This is a genomic window from Providencia sp. PROV189 (genome assembly GCF_028480065.1).
Lineage (GTDB): Bacteria > Pseudomonadota > Gammaproteobacteria > Enterobacterales > Enterobacteriaceae > Providencia > Providencia stuartii.
This window is the reverse complement of record NZ_JAMPOG010000046.1, coordinates 25,119-45,322: the sequence shown is the minus strand read 5'-3', so window position 1 is coordinate 45,322 and position 20,204 is coordinate 25,119. Positions and strand designations below refer to the sequence as shown.

At 41.8% G+C, this 20,204-nt stretch carries 17 protein-coding genes; 9 read left to right on the top strand and 8 right to left on the bottom strand.

The window, feature by feature from the left end:
- Positions 1 to 346 precede the first annotated feature (346 nt).
- On the top strand, positions 347 to 775 hold the full coding sequence (locus PR833_RS18670; RefSeq protein ID WP_014657136.1) for a hypothetical protein: 429 nt from the start codon (positions 347 to 349) through the stop codon (positions 773 to 775).
- A gap of 78 nt (positions 776 to 853) precedes the next feature.
- Here the strand turns inward: PR833_RS18670 and actP are convergent, their stop codons facing one another.
- From actP to acs, 3 genes are all read right to left on the bottom strand, one after another.
- Entirely contained in the window at positions 854 to 2,503 is a 1,650-nt protein-coding gene (actP, locus tag PR833_RS18665) for a cation/acetate symporter ActP (RefSeq protein ID WP_004916106.1), read from the bottom strand.
- Positions 2,500 to 2,811 carry a DUF485 domain-containing protein gene (locus tag PR833_RS18660; RefSeq protein ID WP_004916081.1) on the bottom strand — a complete coding sequence of 104 codons (312 nt, stop codon included), beginning with the start codon at positions 2,809 to 2,811 and terminating at the stop codon, positions 2,500 to 2,502. The genes actP and PR833_RS18660 overlap by 4 nt, the downstream gene beginning before the upstream one ends.
- Positions 2,812 to 2,878: 67 nt before the next feature.
- Entirely contained in the window at positions 2,879 to 4,834 is a 1,956-nt protein-coding gene (gene acs, locus PR833_RS18655; RefSeq protein ID WP_004916080.1) for an acetate--CoA ligase, read from the bottom strand.
- A 423-nt stretch (positions 4,835 to 5,257) separates the two neighbouring features.
- Here acs and sodA point away from each other — a divergent pair, with 423 nt between their 5' ends.
- The 4 genes from sodA to yiiM all read left to right on the top strand — a co-directional run bounded on the left by sodA (position 5,258) and on the right by yiiM (position 10,004).
- Positions 5,258 to 5,884: a superoxide dismutase [Mn] gene (sodA, locus tag PR833_RS18650; protein WP_014657135.1), complete on the top strand. Its 627-nt coding sequence runs from the start codon at positions 5,258 to 5,260 to the stop codon at positions 5,882 to 5,884.
- A gap of 207 nt (positions 5,885 to 6,091) precedes the next feature.
- Positions 6,092 to 7,789: an Hsp70 family protein gene (locus tag PR833_RS18645; protein WP_014657134.1), complete on the top strand. Its 1,698-nt coding sequence runs from the start codon at positions 6,092 to 6,094 to the stop codon at positions 7,787 to 7,789.
- Positions 7,789 to 9,252, top strand: coding sequence for a J domain-containing protein (locus PR833_RS18640; protein WP_060561501.1), 1,464 nt, complete (start codon positions 7,789 to 7,791; stop codon positions 9,250 to 9,252). The genes PR833_RS18645 and PR833_RS18640 overlap by 1 nt, the downstream gene beginning before the upstream one ends.
- A gap of 71 nt (positions 9,253 to 9,323) precedes the next feature.
- Positions 9,324 to 10,004 carry a 6-hydroxyaminopurine reductase gene (gene yiiM, locus PR833_RS18635; RefSeq protein ID WP_014657131.1) on the top strand — a complete coding sequence of 227 codons (681 nt, stop codon included), beginning with the start codon at positions 9,324 to 9,326 and terminating at the stop codon, positions 10,002 to 10,004.
- Between the two features lie 5 nt (positions 10,005 to 10,009).
- Here the strand turns inward: yiiM and PR833_RS18630 are convergent, their stop codons facing one another.
- A complete protein-coding gene (locus PR833_RS18630) occupies positions 10,010 to 11,641 on the bottom strand; it encodes an ATP-binding cassette domain-containing protein (RefSeq protein WP_014657130.1) in 1,632 nt (543 codons plus the stop codon).
- Positions 11,638 to 13,320 (bottom strand): ABC transporter ATP-binding protein, encoded by a 1,683-nt coding sequence (locus PR833_RS18625; RefSeq protein WP_014657129.1) that lies wholly within the window; start codon positions 13,318 to 13,320, stop codon positions 11,638 to 11,640. The genes PR833_RS18630 and PR833_RS18625 overlap by 4 nt, the downstream gene beginning before the upstream one ends.
- A gap of 186 nt (positions 13,321 to 13,506) precedes the next feature.
- Here PR833_RS18625 and PR833_RS18620 point away from each other — a divergent pair, with 186 nt between their 5' ends.
- Positions 13,507 to 14,418 carry a LysR substrate-binding domain-containing protein gene (locus tag PR833_RS18620; RefSeq protein WP_004916076.1) on the top strand — a complete coding sequence of 304 codons (912 nt, stop codon included), beginning with the start codon at positions 13,507 to 13,509 and terminating at the stop codon, positions 14,416 to 14,418.
- Between the two features lie 56 nt (positions 14,419 to 14,474).
- Here the strand turns inward: PR833_RS18620 and PR833_RS18615 are convergent, their stop codons facing one another.
- Positions 14,475 to 15,350 carry a pirin family protein gene (locus PR833_RS18615; RefSeq protein ID WP_004916075.1) on the bottom strand — a complete coding sequence of 292 codons (876 nt, stop codon included), beginning with the start codon at positions 15,348 to 15,350 and terminating at the stop codon, positions 14,475 to 14,477.
- Between the two features lie 266 nt (positions 15,351 to 15,616).
- Here PR833_RS18615 and PR833_RS18610 point away from each other — a divergent pair, with 266 nt between their 5' ends.
- The 3 genes from PR833_RS18610 to PR833_RS18600 all read left to right on the top strand — a co-directional run bounded on the left by PR833_RS18610 (position 15,617) and on the right by PR833_RS18600 (position 18,189).
- Positions 15,617 to 16,294, top strand: a complete 678-nt coding sequence (locus PR833_RS18610; protein ID WP_004916074.1) for a hydrolase — start codon at positions 15,617 to 15,619, stop codon at positions 16,292 to 16,294.
- Positions 16,295 to 16,391: 97 nt separating this feature from the next.
- Positions 16,392 to 16,958: a YceI family protein gene (locus PR833_RS18605; protein WP_004916073.1), complete on the top strand. Its 567-nt coding sequence runs from the start codon at positions 16,392 to 16,394 to the stop codon at positions 16,956 to 16,958.
- 52 nt (positions 16,959 to 17,010) lie between these two features.
- A complete protein-coding gene (locus PR833_RS18600) occupies positions 17,011 to 18,189 on the top strand; it encodes a lactate oxidase (RefSeq protein WP_223854875.1) in 1,179 nt (392 codons plus the stop codon).
- Between the two features lie 57 nt (positions 18,190 to 18,246).
- Here the strand turns inward: PR833_RS18600 and PR833_RS18595 are convergent, their stop codons facing one another.
- Positions 18,247 to 18,984, bottom strand: a complete 738-nt coding sequence (locus tag PR833_RS18595) for a 3-oxoacyl-ACP reductase family protein (protein WP_272526413.1) — start codon at positions 18,982 to 18,984, stop codon at positions 18,247 to 18,249.
- A 174-nt stretch (positions 18,985 to 19,158) separates the two neighbouring features.
- Entirely contained in the window at positions 19,159 to 20,202 is a 1,044-nt protein-coding gene (gene trpS / locus PR833_RS18590; protein ID WP_004916068.1) for a tryptophan--tRNA ligase, read from the bottom strand.
- Between the last annotated feature and the right edge of the window lie 2 nt (positions 20,203 to 20,204).

Genomic DNA, 20,204 nt, shown 5'->3' with positions numbered 1-20,204 from the left:
AAAAAGGCAATGAGCATCGATAAGCAAGCTTTATAACTTTAATAATTAATTTTTTATAAATTAATTTGTTTAAATGTTAAATAAAATCCGTTTAAGTTAGATCATTTTTCAACTTTACTTTTAATATCAATAGATAGGCCATAAACACGGTTTTGTGATCATCGGGTTTGTTGTTCTATATCTTCTATTTACCTACTCTTCTTAAGATACTTTCCCATTAAAATAGATAACAAATGTTAAATTGATGTTGCAAAAAGTTAAACATATACTATCAATAAGTAACTTAATTAGATGTTATGAATGATTTTTACACACGATAATGCGCTTGTTTATCAAGGTGAATATAATGAAGAATATAAAATCTGTTAATAGCCAAATATTTAGGGATATTGTTGCCGTTAATAAGCAAAAGGAACACGAATTCAACAATGGTCAAGATGGGGCAATTATCTTATCTCTGCTGGTGATGTTTTTTACGCCTTTCTTACTACTGAATGAGGCTCGCCAGCTTCTACACATAGATTACAGTTTTGCTGCTATGGCTGGTATAGCAGTGGTTAGTTTTGTATTGGCGGCGATCCTCTATAAGGCATTTAATATTAGCCAGAAATTTGCGAACAAAGAAATATCGTTAAATATATTATTATCAATGTATGTACCTAATAACAAATCTGAGTTTGAGAACTTTAAAGTCGAAGTAAAAAACCAACCAGCACGCTTTTTTGAGTTAGTTGATGAGTGGGTAAACACTGAAAAAATGACTTATGCGAGATAACGTGGTTTTATACAGATTAAAAAAGCGGCTTATTAAGAGCCGCTTTTTTTATGTTTCTTTCTAGAGGAATATTAAGGGTTAGTGAGATTTACCTTGCTCAATACCTAAGCCAATTTGTGAACGTACAAATTGCTCTCTAAAGCGTTCTCTCTCGAATTTGCCTCTTTCTGAGTTATCTGTGATAGAGAATAACCAAGAAGCGACAAATGCCACTATCATCGAGAAGAATGCAGGATACTCATAAGGATAGATAGGTTTCTCATGATGTAAGATGCTTACCCAAATAGTTGGCCCTAATATCATCAGCACAACGGCGGTAATAAGTCCTAACCATCCGCCTGCTAAGGCACCACGTGTTGTTAATTTCTTCCAATACATCGATAACAGGATGATAGGGAAGTTACAGCTTGCAGCAATAGAGAATGCGAGGCCTACCATGAAGGCGATATTTTGGTTTTCGAACAAAATACCTAACCCGATAGCAACAAAGCCTAATATCACTACCGTAATTTTGGATACACGTAACTCCTCTTTTTCATTTGCCTTACCGTCTTTGATTGCCATGGCATAAAGGTCATGGGAAACCGCTGAGGCGCCGGCGAGTGTTAGCCCCGCAACAACAGCTAATATCGTGGCGAAAGCAACAGCAGAAATAAAGCCAAGGAAGAAGTTCCCTCCGACGGCATCTGCAAGGTGTACGGCGGCCATGTTTGTTCCACCGATCAATTTGCCTGCTGCATCTTTAAAGTCAGGGTTTGCACTAACAAGAACAATCGCACCAAAACCGATAATGAAAGTTAAAATATAGAAGTAGCCAATGAAACCTGTTGCATAGAACACACTCTTACGAGCTTCTTTCGCGTCACTGACCGTAAAGAAACGCATAATGATATGAGGTAGCCCTGCTGTACCAAACATCAGCGCTAGCCCAAGTGATAAAGCCGATATAGGATCTGAAACTAATCCTCCTGGGCTCATAATGGCAATGCCATTTTTATGTACTTCGACGGCTTCTTTAAATAGGGTATTGAAATTGAAACCAACATGTTTCATGACCATTACGGCCATAAATGTTGCGCCTGCTAATAAGAGAATTGCTTTGATGATTTGTACCCATGTAGTGGCTAACATTCCACCAAATAGGACGTATAACACCATCAAAATACCTACAATTACGACGGCAACATGGTAATTAAGACCAAACAGTAGTTCGATCAACTTCCCTGCACCAACCATTTGTGCAATGAGGTAGAGTGCAACGACAACAAGAGAGCCAACGGCAGACAGTATCCGTATTGGTCTTTGTTTTAATCGATATGACGCAACATCGGCGAAGGTATAACGACCGAGGTTACGTAAGCGTTCTGCAATTAAGAAAAGAATAATAGGCCAGCCAATTAAGAAGCCGATGGAGTAGATCAAGCCATCATAACCGGAGGTGTAAACCAGTGCTGAAATACCTAAGAATGAGGCTGCGGACATAAAGTCACCCGCAATGGCCATCCCATTTTGAAAACCTGTAATTTTACCGCCTGCGGTGTAGTAGTCTGAGCGAGAACGCGTTCTTTTAGATGCCCAATAAGTAATATAGAGAGTAAACCCGACGAATAACAAGAACATGATAATGGCTTGAATATTCACAGGTTGCCGCTCGACATCCCCTGTCAGTGCATCAGAAAATGCGGCTGAAGAGGCGAAAAGTAAGATGAGAGGAAGGAGTTTTATCATTTTTGCACCTCTTTTAAGATTTCAGCCGTTAAACGGTCGTATTCACCATTTGCCCGAATAACATATAGGCCAGTTAATAAGAAAGAGATGACAATCAATCCTACACCAATAGGTATACCTCGTGTGATATAGGATCCTTCACTAATCGGCGTTCCAAGCCAACTTGGGTTAAAAGCAATAAGAAAGATAAAACCGACATACAATATTAATGTGATAGCTGACAACAACCATGAAAATCGACCGCGTTTCCTTACCAATTCTTTAAAGCGAGGGTTATTCTCTACCTCTTGATAAGCAGTAGCATTCATCAGAGTTCTCCTCTGTTATCGTCTTATTGGAATGTATGTAAGGTCGCCATAAAGGCGACATTCAGGCTTATGACATACTCATTGATTGTTTTTCTTCGAGTAGTTTTTCGACAACGCCAGGATCTGCCAGTGTGGAAGTATCTCCTAAGTTACTAGTATCTCCTGAGGCAATTTTACGTAGGATACGGCGCATGATCTTACCGGAGCGGGTTTTAGGTAAAGAGTCCGTCCAGTGTAGAACATCAGGTGTTGCAATTGGACCGATTTCTTTTCGAACCCAATTACGAACTTCGGTATATAGCTCAGGTGAAGGCTCTTCCCCCGAAATTAAGGTGACATAAGCATAGATAGCTTGCCCCTTAATATTATGAGGAATACCAACAACGGCTGCTTCTGCAATTTTTGGGTGTGCAACTAATGCAGATTCAATTTCAGCAGTACCTAGGCGGTGACCGGAAATATTTAATACATCATCAACACGGCCCGTGATCCAGAAATAGCCATCTTCATCGCGGCGAGCACCATCGCCACTGAAATACATACCTTTAAAAGTAGAAAAGTAGGTTTGCTCAAAACGCTCGTGGTCACCAAATAAGGTACGTGCTTGACCAGGCCATGAATCAACAATGACGAGGTTACCCTCTGTTGCACCTTCTAATGGTTCCCCAAGATTATCAACAAGAGCAGGACGAACCCCGAAGAAAGGTAACGTTGCTGAGCCTGGTTTTAGCATGGTCGCTCCCGGTAGCGGAGTGATCATAAAGCCGCCAGTTTCTGTTTGCCACCATGTATCAACAATTGGGCAACGACTATCACCAATCTTCTTATAGAACCATTCCCATGCTTCAGGGTTGATAGGTTCACCAACGGATCCTAGGATACGCAACGAGCTACGGTTGGTGCCTTCAATGGCTTTATCACCTTCAGCCATTAGGGCGCGGATAGCAGTCGGCGCGGTATACAGGATATTAACTTGGTGCTTATCGACCACTTGGCTCATGCGATTGACCGCAGGGTAGTTAGGCACGCCTTCAAACATCAATGTTTTGGCACCATTAGATAGAGGGCCATATAACAAATAGCTGTGACCCGTTACCCAGCCAACATCGGCAGTACACCAATACACTTCACCGGGATGGTAGTCGAAAGTATATTTAAAGGTGAGTGTTGCATAGACTAAATAACCGCCAGTAGTATGCAGTACACCTTTTGGTTTACCTGTTGAGCCTGAAGTATACAGAATGAATAATGGGTCTTCTGCGTTCATTTCTTCAGGTGGGCAGTCGGCGCTGACGCCATCAATCACATCATGCCACCATAAGTCACGCCCTTCTACCCAGCTTGGAACATTCCCAGTACGACGGTAGACAATGACATTCTTAACGGTGGTGACATTGGCATTGGTTAATGCGTCATCAACGTTTTTCTTGAGAGGTATTGAGCGGCCAGCACGTAGGCCTTCATCGGCTGTAATAATCAGTTTTGCTTTACAGTCGATAACACGACCCGATACCGCTTCTGGAGAGAAGCCAGCAAAGATAACAGTATGAATCGCCCCAATGCGAGCACAAGCTAACATTGCGACGGCAGCTTCAACCACCATTGGCATGTAAATCGCGACAACATCGCCTTTACGAATACCATGTTGTTTTAATACGTTAGCGAACTGACTAACATCATGATGCAGTTCACGGTAAGTGACATTTTTTGATTGAGAAGGGTCATCACCTTCCCATATGATTGCGGTTTGATCGCCCTTATCTGCCAGATGACGATCTAAACAGTTAGCGCTTAAGTTAAGGGTGCCATCTTCAAACCAGCGAATGCTGATATGGCCAGGATCGAAGGAGGTGTTTTTTACTCGGGTATACGGCTTAATCCAATCAACAACCTTTCCTTTCTCCCCCCAAAACGTTTCAGGGTCTTGAATAGAGAGTTGATACTCATTGTTGTACTGTTGCTCGTTTATCAGGGCATTTTCTGCAATTTCAGCAGTAACGGGATGCTTAGTTATTTGAGTCATATTTTTATCTCCTTGCAGATGTTAATACTATGTCAAAAAATGGTTAACTAAAGCAGGAAATATAAATTTGTTTTTCTTTTGAGCGGGAGATCACGTATTAATTGTAATGGATTTAACAGGATTATCATTTGATGCGAAATCGTCAATTAGATTAATCATCTGATTATCTGTATAAGGGTAGAGTTAAAGAAAAACAAAGCAGGGCGATATTGGTATTAGTTGCTAAATAAATCAACAATGATAGTTGATGAGAAAGACCATATAAATATCATGGGTTTGATAATGATTTTCATTAACAGTAAAATAACTATAATTGATACCGACTCACAAGGTGTGAAGTTTCTGAAGTGTATACCCTATGTGTCTTGGCATTGAGTGAGAGATATAGAGGTATATGTCAATAAGTCACTGGAGACAAATACAATGAGCTATACATTACCTGCTTTACCTTATGCTTATGATGCGCTGGAACCTCATTTCGATAAGCAAACAATGGAAATCCATCACACCAAGCATCATCAAACCTACGTTAACAACACTAACACTGCGTTAGAAAAATTACCTGAACTGGCTAACCTAGACATTGATGATCTGATCCAACAATTGGATAAAGTTCCTGCTGATCAACGTACTTTTGTTCGTAACAATGCTGGTGGTCACTCAAACCACAGCCTGTTCTGGAAAGGCCTAAAATTAGGTACTGAACTAAGCGGTGATCTGAAAGCAGCTATCGAGCGTGATTTTGGTAGTGTTGACGCTTTCAAAGAACAATTTGAGAAAGCAGCAGCTTCTCGTTTTGGTTCTGGCTGGGCATGGCTAGTTCTAAAAGATGACGGTAAGCTAGCGGTTGTTTCTACAGCTAACCAAGACAGCCCTCTGATGGGTGAAGCGATTTCTGGTACTTCAGGTTATCCAATTATTGGTCTTGATGTTTGGGAACACGCTTATTATCTGAAATATCAAAACCGTCGTCCTGACTACATCAAAGCATTCTGGTCAGTCGTTAACTGGGATGAAGCTGCAAAACGTTTTGCAGAAAAAACTAAATAATTCATTAAATTAAATGATAATTAGATGGGCGTAACCCTTTTGGGGTTGCGCTTTTTTTATGCCTCTCTTTTTCTTTTTTCTATTAATCTCAGCTTTGTCTCGTTTTAATATCTTGTGTTTTGTTCATAATGTGTCTCATAAGTACAAAAAACAGATTGATATTCTATCCAGTAATAATTCAATAAAGTGAATGATAAGGGAGATAATATGGCGGCTGACATGGTTATGGGGATTGATCTTGGGACCAGTAATAGTGCAGTGAGTTTATGGATTGAAGGGCGAGCGGTATTGGTACCCAATAAACAAGGTGATGTTTTAACGCCATCTGTTGTTGCTCTTGATGATGATGACCAGATCTTGGTCGGAAAATTCGCTCGTGAACGTCTACAGAGTCACCCCCATTTAACCCAAGCCAGCTTTAAGCGCTTTATGGGCACGGATGCAACGTTATCATTAGGCTCTCTGACTTTTCGGGCTGAGGAGCTTTCTGCTTTATTATTACGGCAATTAAAAGAGGATGTTGAAGCTTGGCTTGGTTACCCCGTTAAAGATGCAGTGATCACGGTTCCTGCTTATTTTAATGATGTTCAGCGTCGGGCGGTTAAAACAGCGGGACAACTTGCTGGGCTAAATGTTTTAAGGTTATTGAATGAACCTACTGCGGCATCGTTGGCCTTTGGGTTACTCGAAAACAAAGAACACAAATACCTAACCTTTGACCTTGGTGGGGGAACGTTTGATGTTTCGATAATTGATATGTTTGAAGGCGTCATTGAGGTTTGCGCGAGTAGTGGCGATGTCCGTTTAGGCGGTGATGATTTCAGTGAAGCTATTTATCTGTGGATGTTAAAGCAGCATCCTGAACTGAAAGAAGCCCAAGCAGATATTCGCGCGGAATTACTCAAACAAGCAGAAACATTAAAAATCGCATTAGGTCAAAGCAATGAAGCGACGGCTTCGCTACGGTGGAATGATCAGGATTGGCATTGGACAATGACAGATCAGGAGCTAGCTTCTTGTTGCCAATCTTTATTAGCACGATTGCAACAACCTATTTTGCAGGCTTTGCATGATTCTCGTTTTACTCTCAATGATTTGGACGACATCTTATTAGTTGGTGGTGCAACACGAATGCCACTTATCCGACAAACGGTAGCGCGTCTGTTTGGACGTTTTCCTCGCCATGACCTTAATCCAGATGAAGCCGTTGCATTAGGTGCAGGGGTTCAAGCGGGTATGGTGATGGCAGATACAGCCCTTGATGATGTTATTTTAACCGACGTAATGCCATTTTCTTTGGGGATTGAAACCTCAAAAAGAAACGGAACCCATTATGATTCGGGTTATTTTTTACCTTTAATTGAGCGAAATACCTTTTTACCTGTGAGCAAGATGCAAACGGTCAGCACGATTGAAGATAACCAAAAAATGATTTTATTAAAGATTTATCAGGGGGAAGCGCGTCGCGTCCAAGATAACGTATTTTTGGGGGAGATGGCGATTGATATCCCTCAGAAGCCTGCTGGAGAAGTGGATATTGATGTCCGGTTTACCTATACCGTTGATGGATTACTAGAAGTTGAGTGTCGTTATCAAGGTAACCCTGAGGTGTTTCGGCTAGTGATAGAGAAAGTTCCGGGGCAAATGAATGAAGCGCAAATCGAACAAAGCTTATTAAAAATTGCTGATTTAAAACAGCATCCGAGGGATAGAAAAGAGAATCGCGTGTTATTGTCACGCTGTGCTCGGTTATATGAGTTTTTACTGGGTGAGGATCGCTATTGGATGGATCAAGTCACAACGGAGTTTGAAAGAGCACTCGATAGCCAAGATCCACGTCGTATTGCGGCCATTCGTCAACAAGTGGAACAATTTTTGAGTCGCTATGAGGGAGACTCGCATTAATGAGTATATGGCAAACATTGGGAATCACTCAAACAAACGATGAAAAGGAAATTCGGCGTGCTTATGCGCGGCAGGTAAAAAAATATCGACCCGATAGCCACCCTGAAGAGTATCAACAATTACGTGAAGCTTTTGAGGAGGCAAAAAGATATGCCGCTTACGCTATTTATGATGATGAATCTGCCGATGATGAATATGTTGAAGAGCAGGCGAATATAGACGTTGATGTGCCTCATTTAGAAAGCCTCTTACACCAAGAGGCTGTTAATGAAGAAGCCGTTAATGATGATCAACAACAGCAAGAGCTGTCTGAAATTCGGATTACTTACCCATTTTCAGATGTGTTGTTAGATGATTATCAACCATCGATTAATGAATTACCGGTTGTTGAAACAGCTTATACCCAAGAGTTAATTGATTGGCTCGCGAAGCTGTTTATTATTGATGAAAACGCGGCAAAACGTGAATTAGTCGAATTGTGGGAAAACGTCTCTCAAAAAGGCAGTTTGCAGACACATCAGCAATTTCATCAAGATTTTGCGTGGGCATTATCAGAGCAAGAAGGTTTAACCGAAGCTGTTGTGGAACATGTTTCGTCTCTATTAGGCTGGCGGCTTGATGAATATAACTCAGAGCAAATTATCCCGTTTTATATTCAAAACGCATTAACTGAACAGCTACGCCAGACTGAGGTGGCTCGAGCATGGAAGCAGTGTCAGATTGATGCTGTCCATGGAGACTATATCGTTTCTCAATCTTTACGTGTACTGACGAGTAAAAATGAGAAAGTTTCTTATAAAGTTCGCTTGATACCTGGATTGATCCCTCAAATCGCTGAGCAAGTGAAACAACGAACCAGTGAATACCCAGAGCTAAAGGATAAATTTAACCCTGCTATTTTATCTTTCATACAGCAGCCTAGGCTAGCGTTCAACTGGCGCGGGGTCTTCTTATGTATTTTTTGGGGATTGTTATTGAACATGGTTGCTACTCAGCCTGATGTTAATAGCGGCGTGGCAATAGTTGCTGGTGTGATTATTTTATTCTATTTATTTTTCAATGACCTGATTATGTTTGGGCTTCATTCTAGGAAAAAAGCATTCACTGTATTTTTGGTCAGTGAATTTTTTATAACGTTATTCGTTATCCTGATCTTTTTTCTTGGTCTGTCTGAGGTACTCTTATTCTTTATCACTGGCTTGGATATTGGGCCTGCACATGGTGCACAAGCGATGGTGATTTTTATTCTTATGTGGCTTTTTTGGTATGCATGGCCGAAAGATAAACCTAGTATACGCAGACCGGGCATAATGATGTATCGGGTGTTTGCGAGTCCATGGAAATTTTTGGAGTACTTTAAGTTTTCATGGTTTTCACTCGTTTGGTTAGTTATTATCTATTTGATTTATTATAGTGCTATGCATAACTTATTGAAGTATTGTACAGAATTTCTAGTAAATTGAACTCTGATGCTCGTTCAACGTGATAATGATGAGTTCATTGAATTTAAAGCCACGATAAAGGTGTAATCGCAATGCAAATTCATCCTCAAGTCTATATCGGCGAAGTCAAAGCCACATTAGATTGTGGTCAGAGCGCTATTCATAAGCGTCAAGTGGATGGGCCGTTGCCATTAGGGCAATTAGGGCTTGAGGGAGATGAGCAAGCTGAAAAACGCTTTCATGGTGGCCCTGATCGGGCGCTATGCCATTATCCGGCAGAGCACTATCAATTCTGGGCTAATGCTTATCCTGAACTTGAATCTCTTTTTACGCCACCAGCGTTTGGTGAAAATATCTCGACTCAAGGTATGACAGAAGAGAATGTCTTTATTGGTGATATTTATGCTTGGGGTGATGTTCGTATTCAAGTCACCCAACCACGCTCGCCATGCTATAAGCTCAATGGCCTGACAGGCGTTGAAAACTTTGCTCAAATAATGCAAGAAAATGGTCGTTGTGGTTGGTTGTATCGAGTGATAAAGACGGGGTCAGTCAGTGCCGCAACACCGATCACCCTTTTAAGTCGTAATAGCGATATTTCTGTTCAAGAAGCGATTATGATCGCTTTTCATGCCCCATTCGATGAAGAGTTATATCAACGTTTGCTAGGAGCCGCGGGGCTGTCTGCAAGTTGGAGCCTGACGATGCAAAATAGGCTTGAGCATCGCCGTATTGAAGAGTTCAGCCATCGCTTATTTGGTAAGCGAGGCTGATATTCTTAAAGGCTGCCGCTGATAAATTGTTGATACCAAGGCTCACGGGCTAATAATTCTGCATGTGTTCCTTGGTCAACGATTTCGCCAGATGCCATCACAATAATATGATCGGCTTGGCTGGCAAGCATCGGTTGGTGAGTCACAACAATACGTGTCTGCTGGTTGGCAGTGAGTAGCTGTTCAATAACAGCGGCAGTATTGATGTAATCAAGGCTAGCTGTCGGCTCATCCATCAAAATAATATCAGGACGGCTTAATAGTAGTCTTGCAATACACAAACGTTGCCTTTGTCCACCAGAGAAAATTTGCCCGCCAGCACCTACCTCTCCATCTAGTAAAGTATGATCTGCATCGATATTGAGTTGTTGAAGCATGGCGATGATTGATGGATCATCGATCTCTTCTGAACTGGCAGTCATATTTTGCCGTAAACTGCCTTTAAACAGCCGGTTATCTTGAAATAATATGCCTCGCTTACTACAGAGCACTGCTTGCGATAATTGAGCGATATCTTTATTGCCATACCGCACTACGCCTTGTGAAGGGTCTTGCAAGCGCGCCAACAAATTCAATAACGTGCTTTTTCCAGCGCCAGACGCCCCCACAATGGCCGTGAATGTATTTGCTTTAAAAGTTAAGTCGAGCGGTTTTAATAGGACTTTCCCCTCCTCTGTACGCTGAGATAAGGCGTTACAGCTCACGGTATTTTCAGATGGGGTTTGAGATGAACGAACAAAATTAAGCTCAGGTGTTTCCAGTGCTTGGGTTATCTGATTGAGCGATTTTTTAGCTTGGCGTAATGCTTGGTCTAAATGGGAAAGCAACCAGAGTGGCTCAATAAAACGCGCTAATAACAGCATGGCGGCTAACCACATAGGTAGGGTAAGTGTTTCACGATTGACCGCCAATAAGCCGAAAGCTAATAAGCCGATAAAGGTTACTTGAATAGCGAATGAAAATAGCAAATGAAAAGGCAAGCTACGGCGTTGAAGTTGTTTTTGTGTCTGATATTGCTGAGTCAGGCTCTGCTCTAAACCTTGTTGTTGCTGTTGACTGACACCCGCTCTGCGAAGCAGCGGTTGATGTGTGGCAAAGTGGCCTAATTCATCGATAACCTTCTGCTGTGAGGCGTGTACTTGCTTTTCGGCGAATGACACGTGTTTGGCGGAAAAACGTAAAATAAGTAATAACATGAAGCCAATCATTAACAGGATGCTTCCTAGCCAAAAGTTCAGAATCAATGCCCCTAAGATCACGGTTAAAGGGGTGACAATACCGCTAATGATTGGGTGTAATAAGTGAGCAGGAATGGACATCACATGGGAAATAGGCCCAGAAACTAAACTTGTCGCACTTGGGATTGGTTTTAATGAGACAGGTAGATGGCGTATTAATGCGTTGGTGAGCGTGCGCATAACAATGCCACCTGCAAGGTAGCCTTTCTGAGTGGCGATAAAAATAACGGTTAATGACACTAAGCTACTCACCAGTAGCCAAATCAGCGCACTTATATCGTCGGAGCCCCAATTGATGATCACAGGAACGAGTAGCAACCCGCTGATACCATCTAAGATAGCAGCGAATATCATCCATAATAGCGCACGACGGACGGTACTTAAGAACAGACGGATCATGCGGCGTCCTCCAATGCACTTAGTAATTGTTGATATTGGGGAGTATGTTCAGATAACTGTAGGTGTGTACCTTGAGCAATTATTTGCCCTTCTTCCAGTAAGATCACCGTATCTGCATGGCATAAATAGCTCAGATCATGGGTGACCAAGACTCGTGTACGCTGCTCTTGGTTTAAAAGCTGGAAAAATAACTCGGCATTTTGCGGATCTAATGCAGATGTTGGCTCATCAAACAACAAAATAGGGACTTTAGAGAGCAGCACGCGAGCGATAGCTAAACGTTGAGCTTCACCACCTGATAAGGTGATATCATGACCGACTAAACTGTCTAGCCCCTTTGGTAATTGCTGGAGCCGTGTTAGTAGATTTAATTTTTCAAGGTAGTCAGTGATTTCGACCGCTGTCGCATCGGGGGCAAATAGCTGTAGATTTTCTTTCAGCGAACACGGCATAGGTTGAGTATTCTGCATCACGATAGATACTTGCTGGTTTAACCCTGCTAATGAGAATTGAGGTAGGGGCGTCGTATTAAAGTATAACTCGCCACGAGTTGGGTCGAGGAACCGTGCCATCAATTGTAAAAGTGTACTTTTTCCTGCTCCCGATGCACCAACAATAGCGACAAGCTGACCGGGTTGAATGGTTAAGTTGATGTTAGAGAGTAAAGTTTTATCCTGTACACAATAATCCACATCGTGAATATGAACGGCACAAGGCGCTCCTTGCAGTGATTTATCACCATACTGCATTTCTGTTTGCTCAAGAAAATGGCGAATACGCTCTGAAGCGGCGACTGCATGGTTGAGGGCATCGGCACCATGCCCCATGGCAGCGATTGGAGCGGTAATGCTATGCATCAAAAGAATAAACAACACCATTTGCGACAGTGACACCGAGGTCGGCACTACCAACGACCCAATAATCACCCATAACGTCAGTAATGTGGTACTCATTCCAATTTGAGTCAGTGAACTGAATGCGCCGATTTTGTTAATCCAGCGATTAAAGGCCACGAGAAAAGCGGAGAGTGCTTGTGTCACAGCAAGTTGAATGGCGCGGTTTGGATACTGTCTTGCAAGTAATGGGTTATCGGCAAACTCTGCATATTGAGCATATAAATTCCCCATCGTCTGGTCACGAGCAGTGAATAGCGATTGATAACGTGGTGAGCGTAGCTGGCGGAAAAGGTAAATGGTGATGATTAAAGGAAGTAGGCAAAAAATCATTAATGCCCAGTTGGTCCATAATAAGATCAGCGTTGCGGTTATTGGAACGACAAACAGTTGAGCCAAGTCGGCAGGTGCATGGGCGGTGAGTTGATGCAGCAAGCGCACATCGCGATCAACAATTTTTTGGATCCCTTCTTTACCTGAATAAACAAACTCACTCAAAGGAAGTCGATTGAGTTTATTGAGTATTTTTAGCCTTAATTGATAGCACAATTGGTTATCCGTTTGATGGGTTAGGTATAGGGCAAGTGTTTGGCAAACGAGCCATACGACTCCGCTAATAAATGCAATAATGACCCAAGTGTTCCCTTGTTCAACAGGGGATAAGGCGATTTGGCTAATTGCAACCCAAGGGATCAGGGAGCTAATGCCAGCGATAGCTTGTAAAATAACAGCAAATATTAAAACAAAACGATAAGGGCGTAACAATGCCCAAAGTGCGCGGTACATAGAAACCTCCATAGCCGGGTAGTTACTTTAATTGATTTCCTTGTTTAACTGGCAATGAGTTGTTTCGATACCGAAACTATTTGTTTGGCTAACGGGTCTTATTGACGGGGTAAATGGCGTAATTTAAGCAGACTTATTATCGATTTTCAGTAATATAAATAGGTTTTAGTAAAAAGGGGAATAGGGATGCGGTACGATTTAAATGACCTCTACTACTATGTCAAAGTAGTCGAGCATGGCGGGTTTTCACAAGCAGGTCTTGCTTTGGGGATCCCGAAATCTAAACTTAGCCGCCGTATTGCTGATCTTGAGCAGAAACTCAATGTTTCCTTAATTTATCGTTCAACACGCCAGTTCCATGTGACTGAAATCGGCCAAACCTTTTATCAACAATGCAAAAATGTTGTCGATGAAGCGAAAATTGCTGAGGAGCTGATCTGCTCTGTACAAACTGACCCGAAAGGGATCATTAAATTGTCTTGTCCTGTCGCTTTACTTCAAGTGTATCTGCAAGATTTATTAGTCGATTTTATGGTGAAGTATCCGGAGATCGATGTACAAATTTTAGCAGTTAATCGGCCCGTTGATGTGATCAGTGAAGGGTTAGATATGGCGCTGCGAGTGCGTTCGCTGCCGTTAGATGATTCGGGTTTAATGATGAAAGTATTGGGTTATTCACGGCGGGTTTTGGTCGCTAGCCCGTTGTTATTTAAAGGCGGAGAGCCGCTGCAACAACCCGAAGAGTTAGTGAATTACCCAATATTGGCAAATACCGAACATTCCCAAAATTATACGGTGACACTGAAAAACAGTGAGGACTTAAGCTTCACTCAGCACTTTATCCCCAAATTAGCAACAACCGATATTTTGACCTTGTATAAAGCCGCATTAAAGGGAATTGGTATTGCTCGATTGCCTTATGGTGTGGTGGAAAAAGACTTAAGTTCAGGGGCATTGATTGAGATATTACCTGAATGGCGTTTTCCTGAAGATATTATTCATGCGGTTTACCCATCAAGAAAAGGTTTATTGCCATCAGTACAACTATTATTAAATTATTTGGCTGAGAATATTTCACCAACTGTTAAATCATCATAATCCATCACCGTAAAAAGATAACTCCTCAATAGTCACCCTATCGAGGAGTTATTATCTTATTGATTTTGAGGGATTCGGCCAAATTTACCACGATTAAAATCATTAACCGCTTCGATAATTTCTTTATCGCTATTCATCACAAAGGGACCATAGCCGACAACGGGTTCATCAATGGGCTCACCGCTTAAGAAGAGTACAACAGCATCTTCCGTGGCTTCCATAACAATATTACTGTCACTACTATCAAGGATGAGCAGCTCTCCCTCATTTAAACTAGCGTGACCATCAACAATTAACGAGCCATGTAACATCACTAAACCAACATTACGGCCGGCTTTAGTTTGTAACCCTACTGTTTTACCTTTTTTCAGTTTGAGATCCCAAACATCTAAAGGGGTAAATGTACGTGCAGCACCATTATTTCCTAGATAGTTACCTGCAATGACGCGTAAATAGCCTGCATCATTAGGTAAAGCAATATTCGGAATATGGCTACTTTTTAGCAGTTGGTATCCCGGAGACGCCAATTTATCTTTAGCCGGTAAGTTGACCCACAGTTGCACCATATCTAAGGTGCCGCCATTTTTCATAAAATCATCGGATTGGTATTCTTGATGTAAAATACCGGATGCCGCAGTCATCCACTGAACATCTCCTGGACCAATCACGCCCCCTTCACCTGTAGAATCATGATGTGCAACCTCACCATCATAGACGATAGTTACCGTTTCGAACCCTTTGTGCGGATGCTCTCCAACACCACGGTTCTCAGCATCTGAGCTTGGGAAGGTAAAAGGCCCCGCTCTATCAAGTAAAAGAAATGGGTTGAGATATTTCCCGTGGTTGTTATAGCTAAATAATGAGCGAACAGGGAAGCCATCTCCAACCCAATGACTGCGAGGTGCGTTATAAATACCAATGATCTTTTTCATGGTTATGCTCCTAAAATAGATTCTGATGTATTTATCATAGGGGCACGATTTCGTTATCAGTAGTGGTAAAAATAGGTTTCATTGTTTCATTACTAGAACAATAGTTCTGGTTTCCATTATCCTATTTTTAGAACAGTGTTTACTAAAAACCGGACTACTCAACAAAAAATCGATGAATTAATGTAAATAACAAGAGAGCGGGGCAACGATTGTTCTATTTCTCGTTTAAAAGCATTTCATTATTTTATTGATTGAGAGGTTTCATTATGAGTAATCCGGCAAACTTCAATGGACAGCGTCCTGTTATTAATCCAGATGATGCAGTGATGTTATTGATAGACCATCAAAGCGGCTTGTTCCAAACTGTCGGTGATATGCCAATGACAGAGCTGCGAGCGCGTGCTGCTGTTCTCGCAAAAATAGCTTCATTGGCAAAAATGCCTGTCATCACAACAGCATCTGTACCACAAGGCCCGAATGGCCCTCTGATCCCTGAAATTCACCAAAATGCGCCACATGCACAATATATTGCACGTCGCGGTGAAATCAACGCATGGGATAACCCTGAATTTGTTGAAGCAGTTAAAGCAACGGGTAAAAAACAACTGATTATCGCGGGCACGATAACCAGTGTTTGCATGGCTTTCCCTGCTATTAGTGCGGTAGCTGACGGTTACCAAGTTTTTGTCGTCATTGATGCATCTGGTACTTATAGCAAAATGGCACAAGAAATCACCTTAGCACGCATGGTCCAAGCTGGTGTGGTACCAATGGATACAGCCGCGGTCGCGTCTGAAATTCAGAAAACGTGGAATCGTGAAGATGCGGCAGAATGGGCACAAGCTTACACGCAAATTTTCCCTGCATATCAACTGCTCATTGAAAGCTATATGAAAGCTCAAGATGTTTTGAAAAACAATGAGCAATTAGATTCAGAACGCTAAGCCTCATTTTTAACTCGAATTATCCGTAGCCTTTACTAAAAGTAGAGGCTACCTATCTGTATTAATTTAGATAAAACAAATAATTAGGATGTATTCCATGAAAAAGATTGTATTGCCATTATTGGCTTCACTATTGGTAGCCGGTACTGCTCAAGCCGCAAATTATCAGTTAGATCCAACCCATACTAAAGCGGTTTTCTATATTGATCACTTTAATACATCGACCAATAGCGGTGGTTTCTACAACATTCGTGGTGATATGAGCTATTCCCCAGAAAAAAACAAGGGAAGCATTAATGTCAAAATCCCAGCGGAGACATTAAATACCGGTCTAACAGCGTTTGATAACCATATTAAGAGCGCCGATATGTTAGATGTAGCGAAATACCCAACCATCGAATTTAAATCAACTAAATGGAACTTTGCGGATAATAAACCTGTTTCTATTGATGGCATTTTAACCATGAAAGGACAGTCTCATCCCGTTCAGTTGAAAACAACGAAATTCGGCTGTTATTTCAGTCCTATTTTTAAAGCGGATGTTTGTGGTGGTGACTTTGAAACGACCATTGACCGTACAAAATGGGGGGTGGATTTCCTTGCAAAAGAGGGAATGGCAAAAGAGGTAGTGATAAAAATACAAGCGGAAGCTATCAAACAATAAGTTGAGGAGGTGGAGTATGTTACACAGAGCAAAAAAACAGCCCATCGCGGTGATGTCATCGGCGATACTGGCTTTGACCTTATCTGTTGGGGCTGTACAAGCCGCGGATTATCAAGCGAGTACCAAAGAAGGACCGATTAAAATTATCAATTTAGATGAGCTAGAAGACCAAGTTGCGAAAAACATGGAAAAAGGGGCTTTTGGCTATATTCGAGGTGGGGCCGAAGATGAGCTGAACTTAGATAAAAATACGCGTAGCTTTGATAGAAAATACATTATGCCGCGGGTAATGCAAGGGATTGAAATTAAAGATATTGACTTATCAACCCAATTTTTAGGGATTGATTTAAAAACGCCAATTATTCAAGCCCCAATGGCAGCTCAAGGTTTGGCCCATCAAGACGGTGAAATTGCGACAGCCAAAGGGATGGCGAAAGCTGGCTCAATTTTTTCATTAAGTACTTATGGTAACAAGACTATTGAAGAAGTCGCCGAAGTTTCAGGGGAAAGCCCATTCTTCTTCCAACTTTATATGAGCAAGAATAATGCTTTCAATGAGTTTACCTTGAAACGAGCTAAAGAGAGTGGTGCTAAAGCGATTATTTTAACGGTGGATTCGCCAGTTGGTGGCTATCGCGAAGATGATATTCGCAATAACTTCCAATTCCCACTTGGTTTTGCCAATTTAGAACTGTTCGCTAAACAAAATGATGATGGCTCTAAAACAGGTAAAGGGGCAGGGATCAGCGAAATTTATGCTCAAGCTAAACAAGCCTTTACCCCAGCAGATATTGCTTACGTGAAAAAACTATCGGGTTTGCCTGTGATAGTGAAAGGGATCCAATCACCTGAAGATGCAGATAGAGTGATCAAGGCTGGTGCAGATGCGATTTGGGTATCTAACCATGGTGGGCGACAATTAGATAGCGGCCCAGCTTCTTTTGATGTTTTGCCTTCCATTGCAAAAGTGGTCAACAAACGTGTTCCTATTGTTTTTGATAGTGGTGTTCGCCGTGGCTCCCATGTGTTTAAAGCGCTAGCAAGTGGTGCTGATGTTGTCGCGGTGGGTCGTCCAATTTTATATGGATTAAATTTAGGGGGCGCGGAAGGGGTGAATTCCGTTATTCAGCAACTGAATAAAGAATTATCCATTAATATGATGTTGGGTGGCGCGAAAAATATTGAAAGTGTAAAAGCAACGAAGCTTTATACCGATATGGATTTTCAATAAATTTCATTAAGTGAAAAAACGGGAGATGCCTCCCGTTTTTTTATGCTATTAAGATAATTAGATGCTAAATCCACCATCAATATTTAAGCTTGCACCTGTGATATAAGCAGCGGCAGGGCTGGCTAAATAAACGACAAAACTGGCTATTTCATCGGCGCTGGCATAACGTTTTAATGCCATGATCTGTTTTAAACTCTCTGCAAACTCACCTTGTTCAGGATTCATGTCCGTGTTGACAGGACCGGGCTGGATATTATTCACAGTAATGCCTCGGCTAGCGACATCACGAGCCATCCCTTTAGTAAGCCCTACGATAGCGGCTTTGCTCATCGCATAAGCACTACCGCCTTCAAATGGTACTCTTTGTGCGTTAATGCTACCAATATGAATAATGCGCCCATTATTATTCATCACTTCTAATGCAGCTTGGCTGGCAATAAATAGGCTACGAACATTGAGGTGATAGGAGCGATCGAACGCTTCTAATGATAGGGCATCTAATGTTCCTAGCTCTAAAGTACCAACATTGTTAACTAAGATATCAAGGCTACCAAATGTATTGGCGGCTTGTGTGATGGCGGCTTTTATTTCATTTTCATCAGCGCTATTTGCTTTGATTGCCAATACGTTACCTGAAAATTGCTCAATTTCAGCCACTAAAGCTTTAGCTTTATCGTCAGAAGAGGCGTAGGTAAAAGCGACACTGGCCCCAGCTTGAGCAAATTGTTTGACGATAGCAGCACCGATACCTCTTGATCCACCTTGAACAAAAGCATATTTATTTTTGAATAACATAGATTCACCTTAACGTTATTACATATCAATGAGTGAGCTATTTGACTGAGAAAAGCACAGAGACACCAGAGAGATAAATCGATGAGGTTGTTGAAAATAATTGAAGGTGAAGAGAAAGGTGAGTTTTTAAATTAAAAGCCCTTACCTTTTAGAAGAGATAAGGGCGTGTATGAATTACAGCTGAGGGCGTTTTACAAAACCAATGGCTTCATAAACTTTATCAACGGTTTCTTGCGCGCGTGCTGCCGCTTTGGTTGCACCTTCATCCATAATTTTGTTGAGCAGCGCTTCGTCATTACGGAATTGATGATAACGCTCTTGGAGTGTAGCCAACATGCCAGAGACGGCATCTGCCACTGCACCTTTAAGATGACCGTACATTTGACCTTCAAATTCGGCTTCAAGCTCGGCAATCTTTTTACCCGTTACGCCAGATAAAATATCTAGCAGGTTTGAAACACCTGGTTTGTTTTCGATGTCATAACGAACACGAGGCGGCTCTTCTGAGTCAGTGACCGCACGTTTGATTTTTTTCGCTGCTGATTTTGGATCTTCAAGCAGGGCGATAACGTTATTGCGGTTATCATCAGACTTAGACATTTTCTTCATTGGATCTTGCAAAGCCATGACACGAGCGCCACCTCCAGTCGGAATAAAAGGATCTGGCACGGTAAAGATATCGCCATAAATCGCGTTAAAACGCTGTGCAATATCACGGCTTAACTCAAGATGCTGTTTTTGGTCGATACCAACAGGAACTTGGTTAGTTTGATAAAGTAAAATATCGGCAGCCATTAATACAGGATAATCAAATAAACCAGCGTTAATGTTTTCTGCATGACGCGCTGATTTATCTTTAAATTGTGTCATACGGCTTAGTTCGCCGAAGTAAGTGTAACAGTTTAGCGCCCAGCTAAGTTGCGCATGTTGCGGCACATGGGATTGAACAAAAATAGTGCTTTTATTCGGGTCAATGCCACAAGCGAGGTAGAGTGCTAAGGTATCGAGGGTTCTTTTGCGTAGCTCGTCAGGGTCTTGACGTACAGTGATCGCATGTTGGTCAACGATACAATAGATGCAGTCGTAATCATCTTGCATTTGTACCCACTGACGTAGCGCACCCATGTAGTTACCGATGGTCAATTCACCGGAAGGCTGCGCGCCGCTGAATACGATAGGTTTTTGGGTTTGCTTTTGTTTTTCAGTGGGTTCACTCATTT

What these genes read in the sequence shown, in the direction of transcription:
- PR833_RS18670 (WP_014657136.1), top strand. Translation starts at nt 347, where the DNA reads ATGAAGAATATAAAATCTGTTAATAGCCAAATATTTAGGGATATTGTT.
- actP (WP_004916106.1), bottom strand. Translation starts at nt 2,503, where the DNA reads ATGATAAAACTCCTTCCTCTCATCTTACTTTTCGCCTCTTCAGCCGCA.
- PR833_RS18660 (WP_004916081.1), bottom strand. Translation starts at nt 2,811, where the DNA reads ATGAATGCTACTGCTTATCAAGAGGTAGAGAATAACCCTCGCTTTAAA.
- acs (WP_004916080.1), bottom strand. Translation starts at nt 4,834, where the DNA reads ATGACTCAAATAACTAAGCATCCCGTTACTGCTGAAATTGCAGAAAAT.
- sodA (WP_014657135.1), top strand. Translation starts at nt 5,258, where the DNA reads ATGAGCTATACATTACCTGCTTTACCTTATGCTTATGATGCGCTGGAA.
- PR833_RS18645 (WP_014657134.1), top strand. Translation starts at nt 6,092, where the DNA reads ATGGCGGCTGACATGGTTATGGGGATTGATCTTGGGACCAGTAATAGT.
- PR833_RS18640 (WP_060561501.1), top strand. Translation starts at nt 7,789, where the DNA reads ATGAGTATATGGCAAACATTGGGAATCACTCAAACAAACGATGAAAAG.
- yiiM (WP_014657131.1), top strand. Translation starts at nt 9,324, where the DNA reads ATGCAAATTCATCCTCAAGTCTATATCGGCGAAGTCAAAGCCACATTA.
- PR833_RS18630 (WP_014657130.1), bottom strand. Translation starts at nt 11,641, where the DNA reads ATGATCCGTCTGTTCTTAAGTACCGTCCGTCGTGCGCTATTATGGATG.
- PR833_RS18625 (WP_014657129.1), bottom strand. Translation starts at nt 13,320, where the DNA reads ATGTACCGCGCACTTTGGGCATTGTTACGCCCTTATCGTTTTGTTTTA.
- PR833_RS18620 (WP_004916076.1), top strand. Translation starts at nt 13,507, where the DNA reads ATGCGGTACGATTTAAATGACCTCTACTACTATGTCAAAGTAGTCGAG.
- PR833_RS18615 (WP_004916075.1), bottom strand. Translation starts at nt 15,350, where the DNA reads ATGAAAAAGATCATTGGTATTTATAACGCACCTCGCAGTCATTGGGTT.
- PR833_RS18610 (WP_004916074.1), top strand. Translation starts at nt 15,617, where the DNA reads ATGAGTAATCCGGCAAACTTCAATGGACAGCGTCCTGTTATTAATCCA.
- PR833_RS18605 (WP_004916073.1), top strand. Translation starts at nt 16,392, where the DNA reads ATGAAAAAGATTGTATTGCCATTATTGGCTTCACTATTGGTAGCCGGT.
- PR833_RS18600 (WP_223854875.1), top strand. Translation starts at nt 17,011, where the DNA reads ATGTCATCGGCGATACTGGCTTTGACCTTATCTGTTGGGGCTGTACAA.
- PR833_RS18595 (WP_272526413.1), bottom strand. Translation starts at nt 18,984, where the DNA reads ATGTTATTCAAAAATAAATATGCTTTTGTTCAAGGTGGATCAAGAGGT.
- trpS (WP_004916068.1), bottom strand. Translation starts at nt 20,202, where the DNA reads ATGAGTGAACCCACTGAAAAACAAAAGCAAACCCAAAAACCTATCGTA.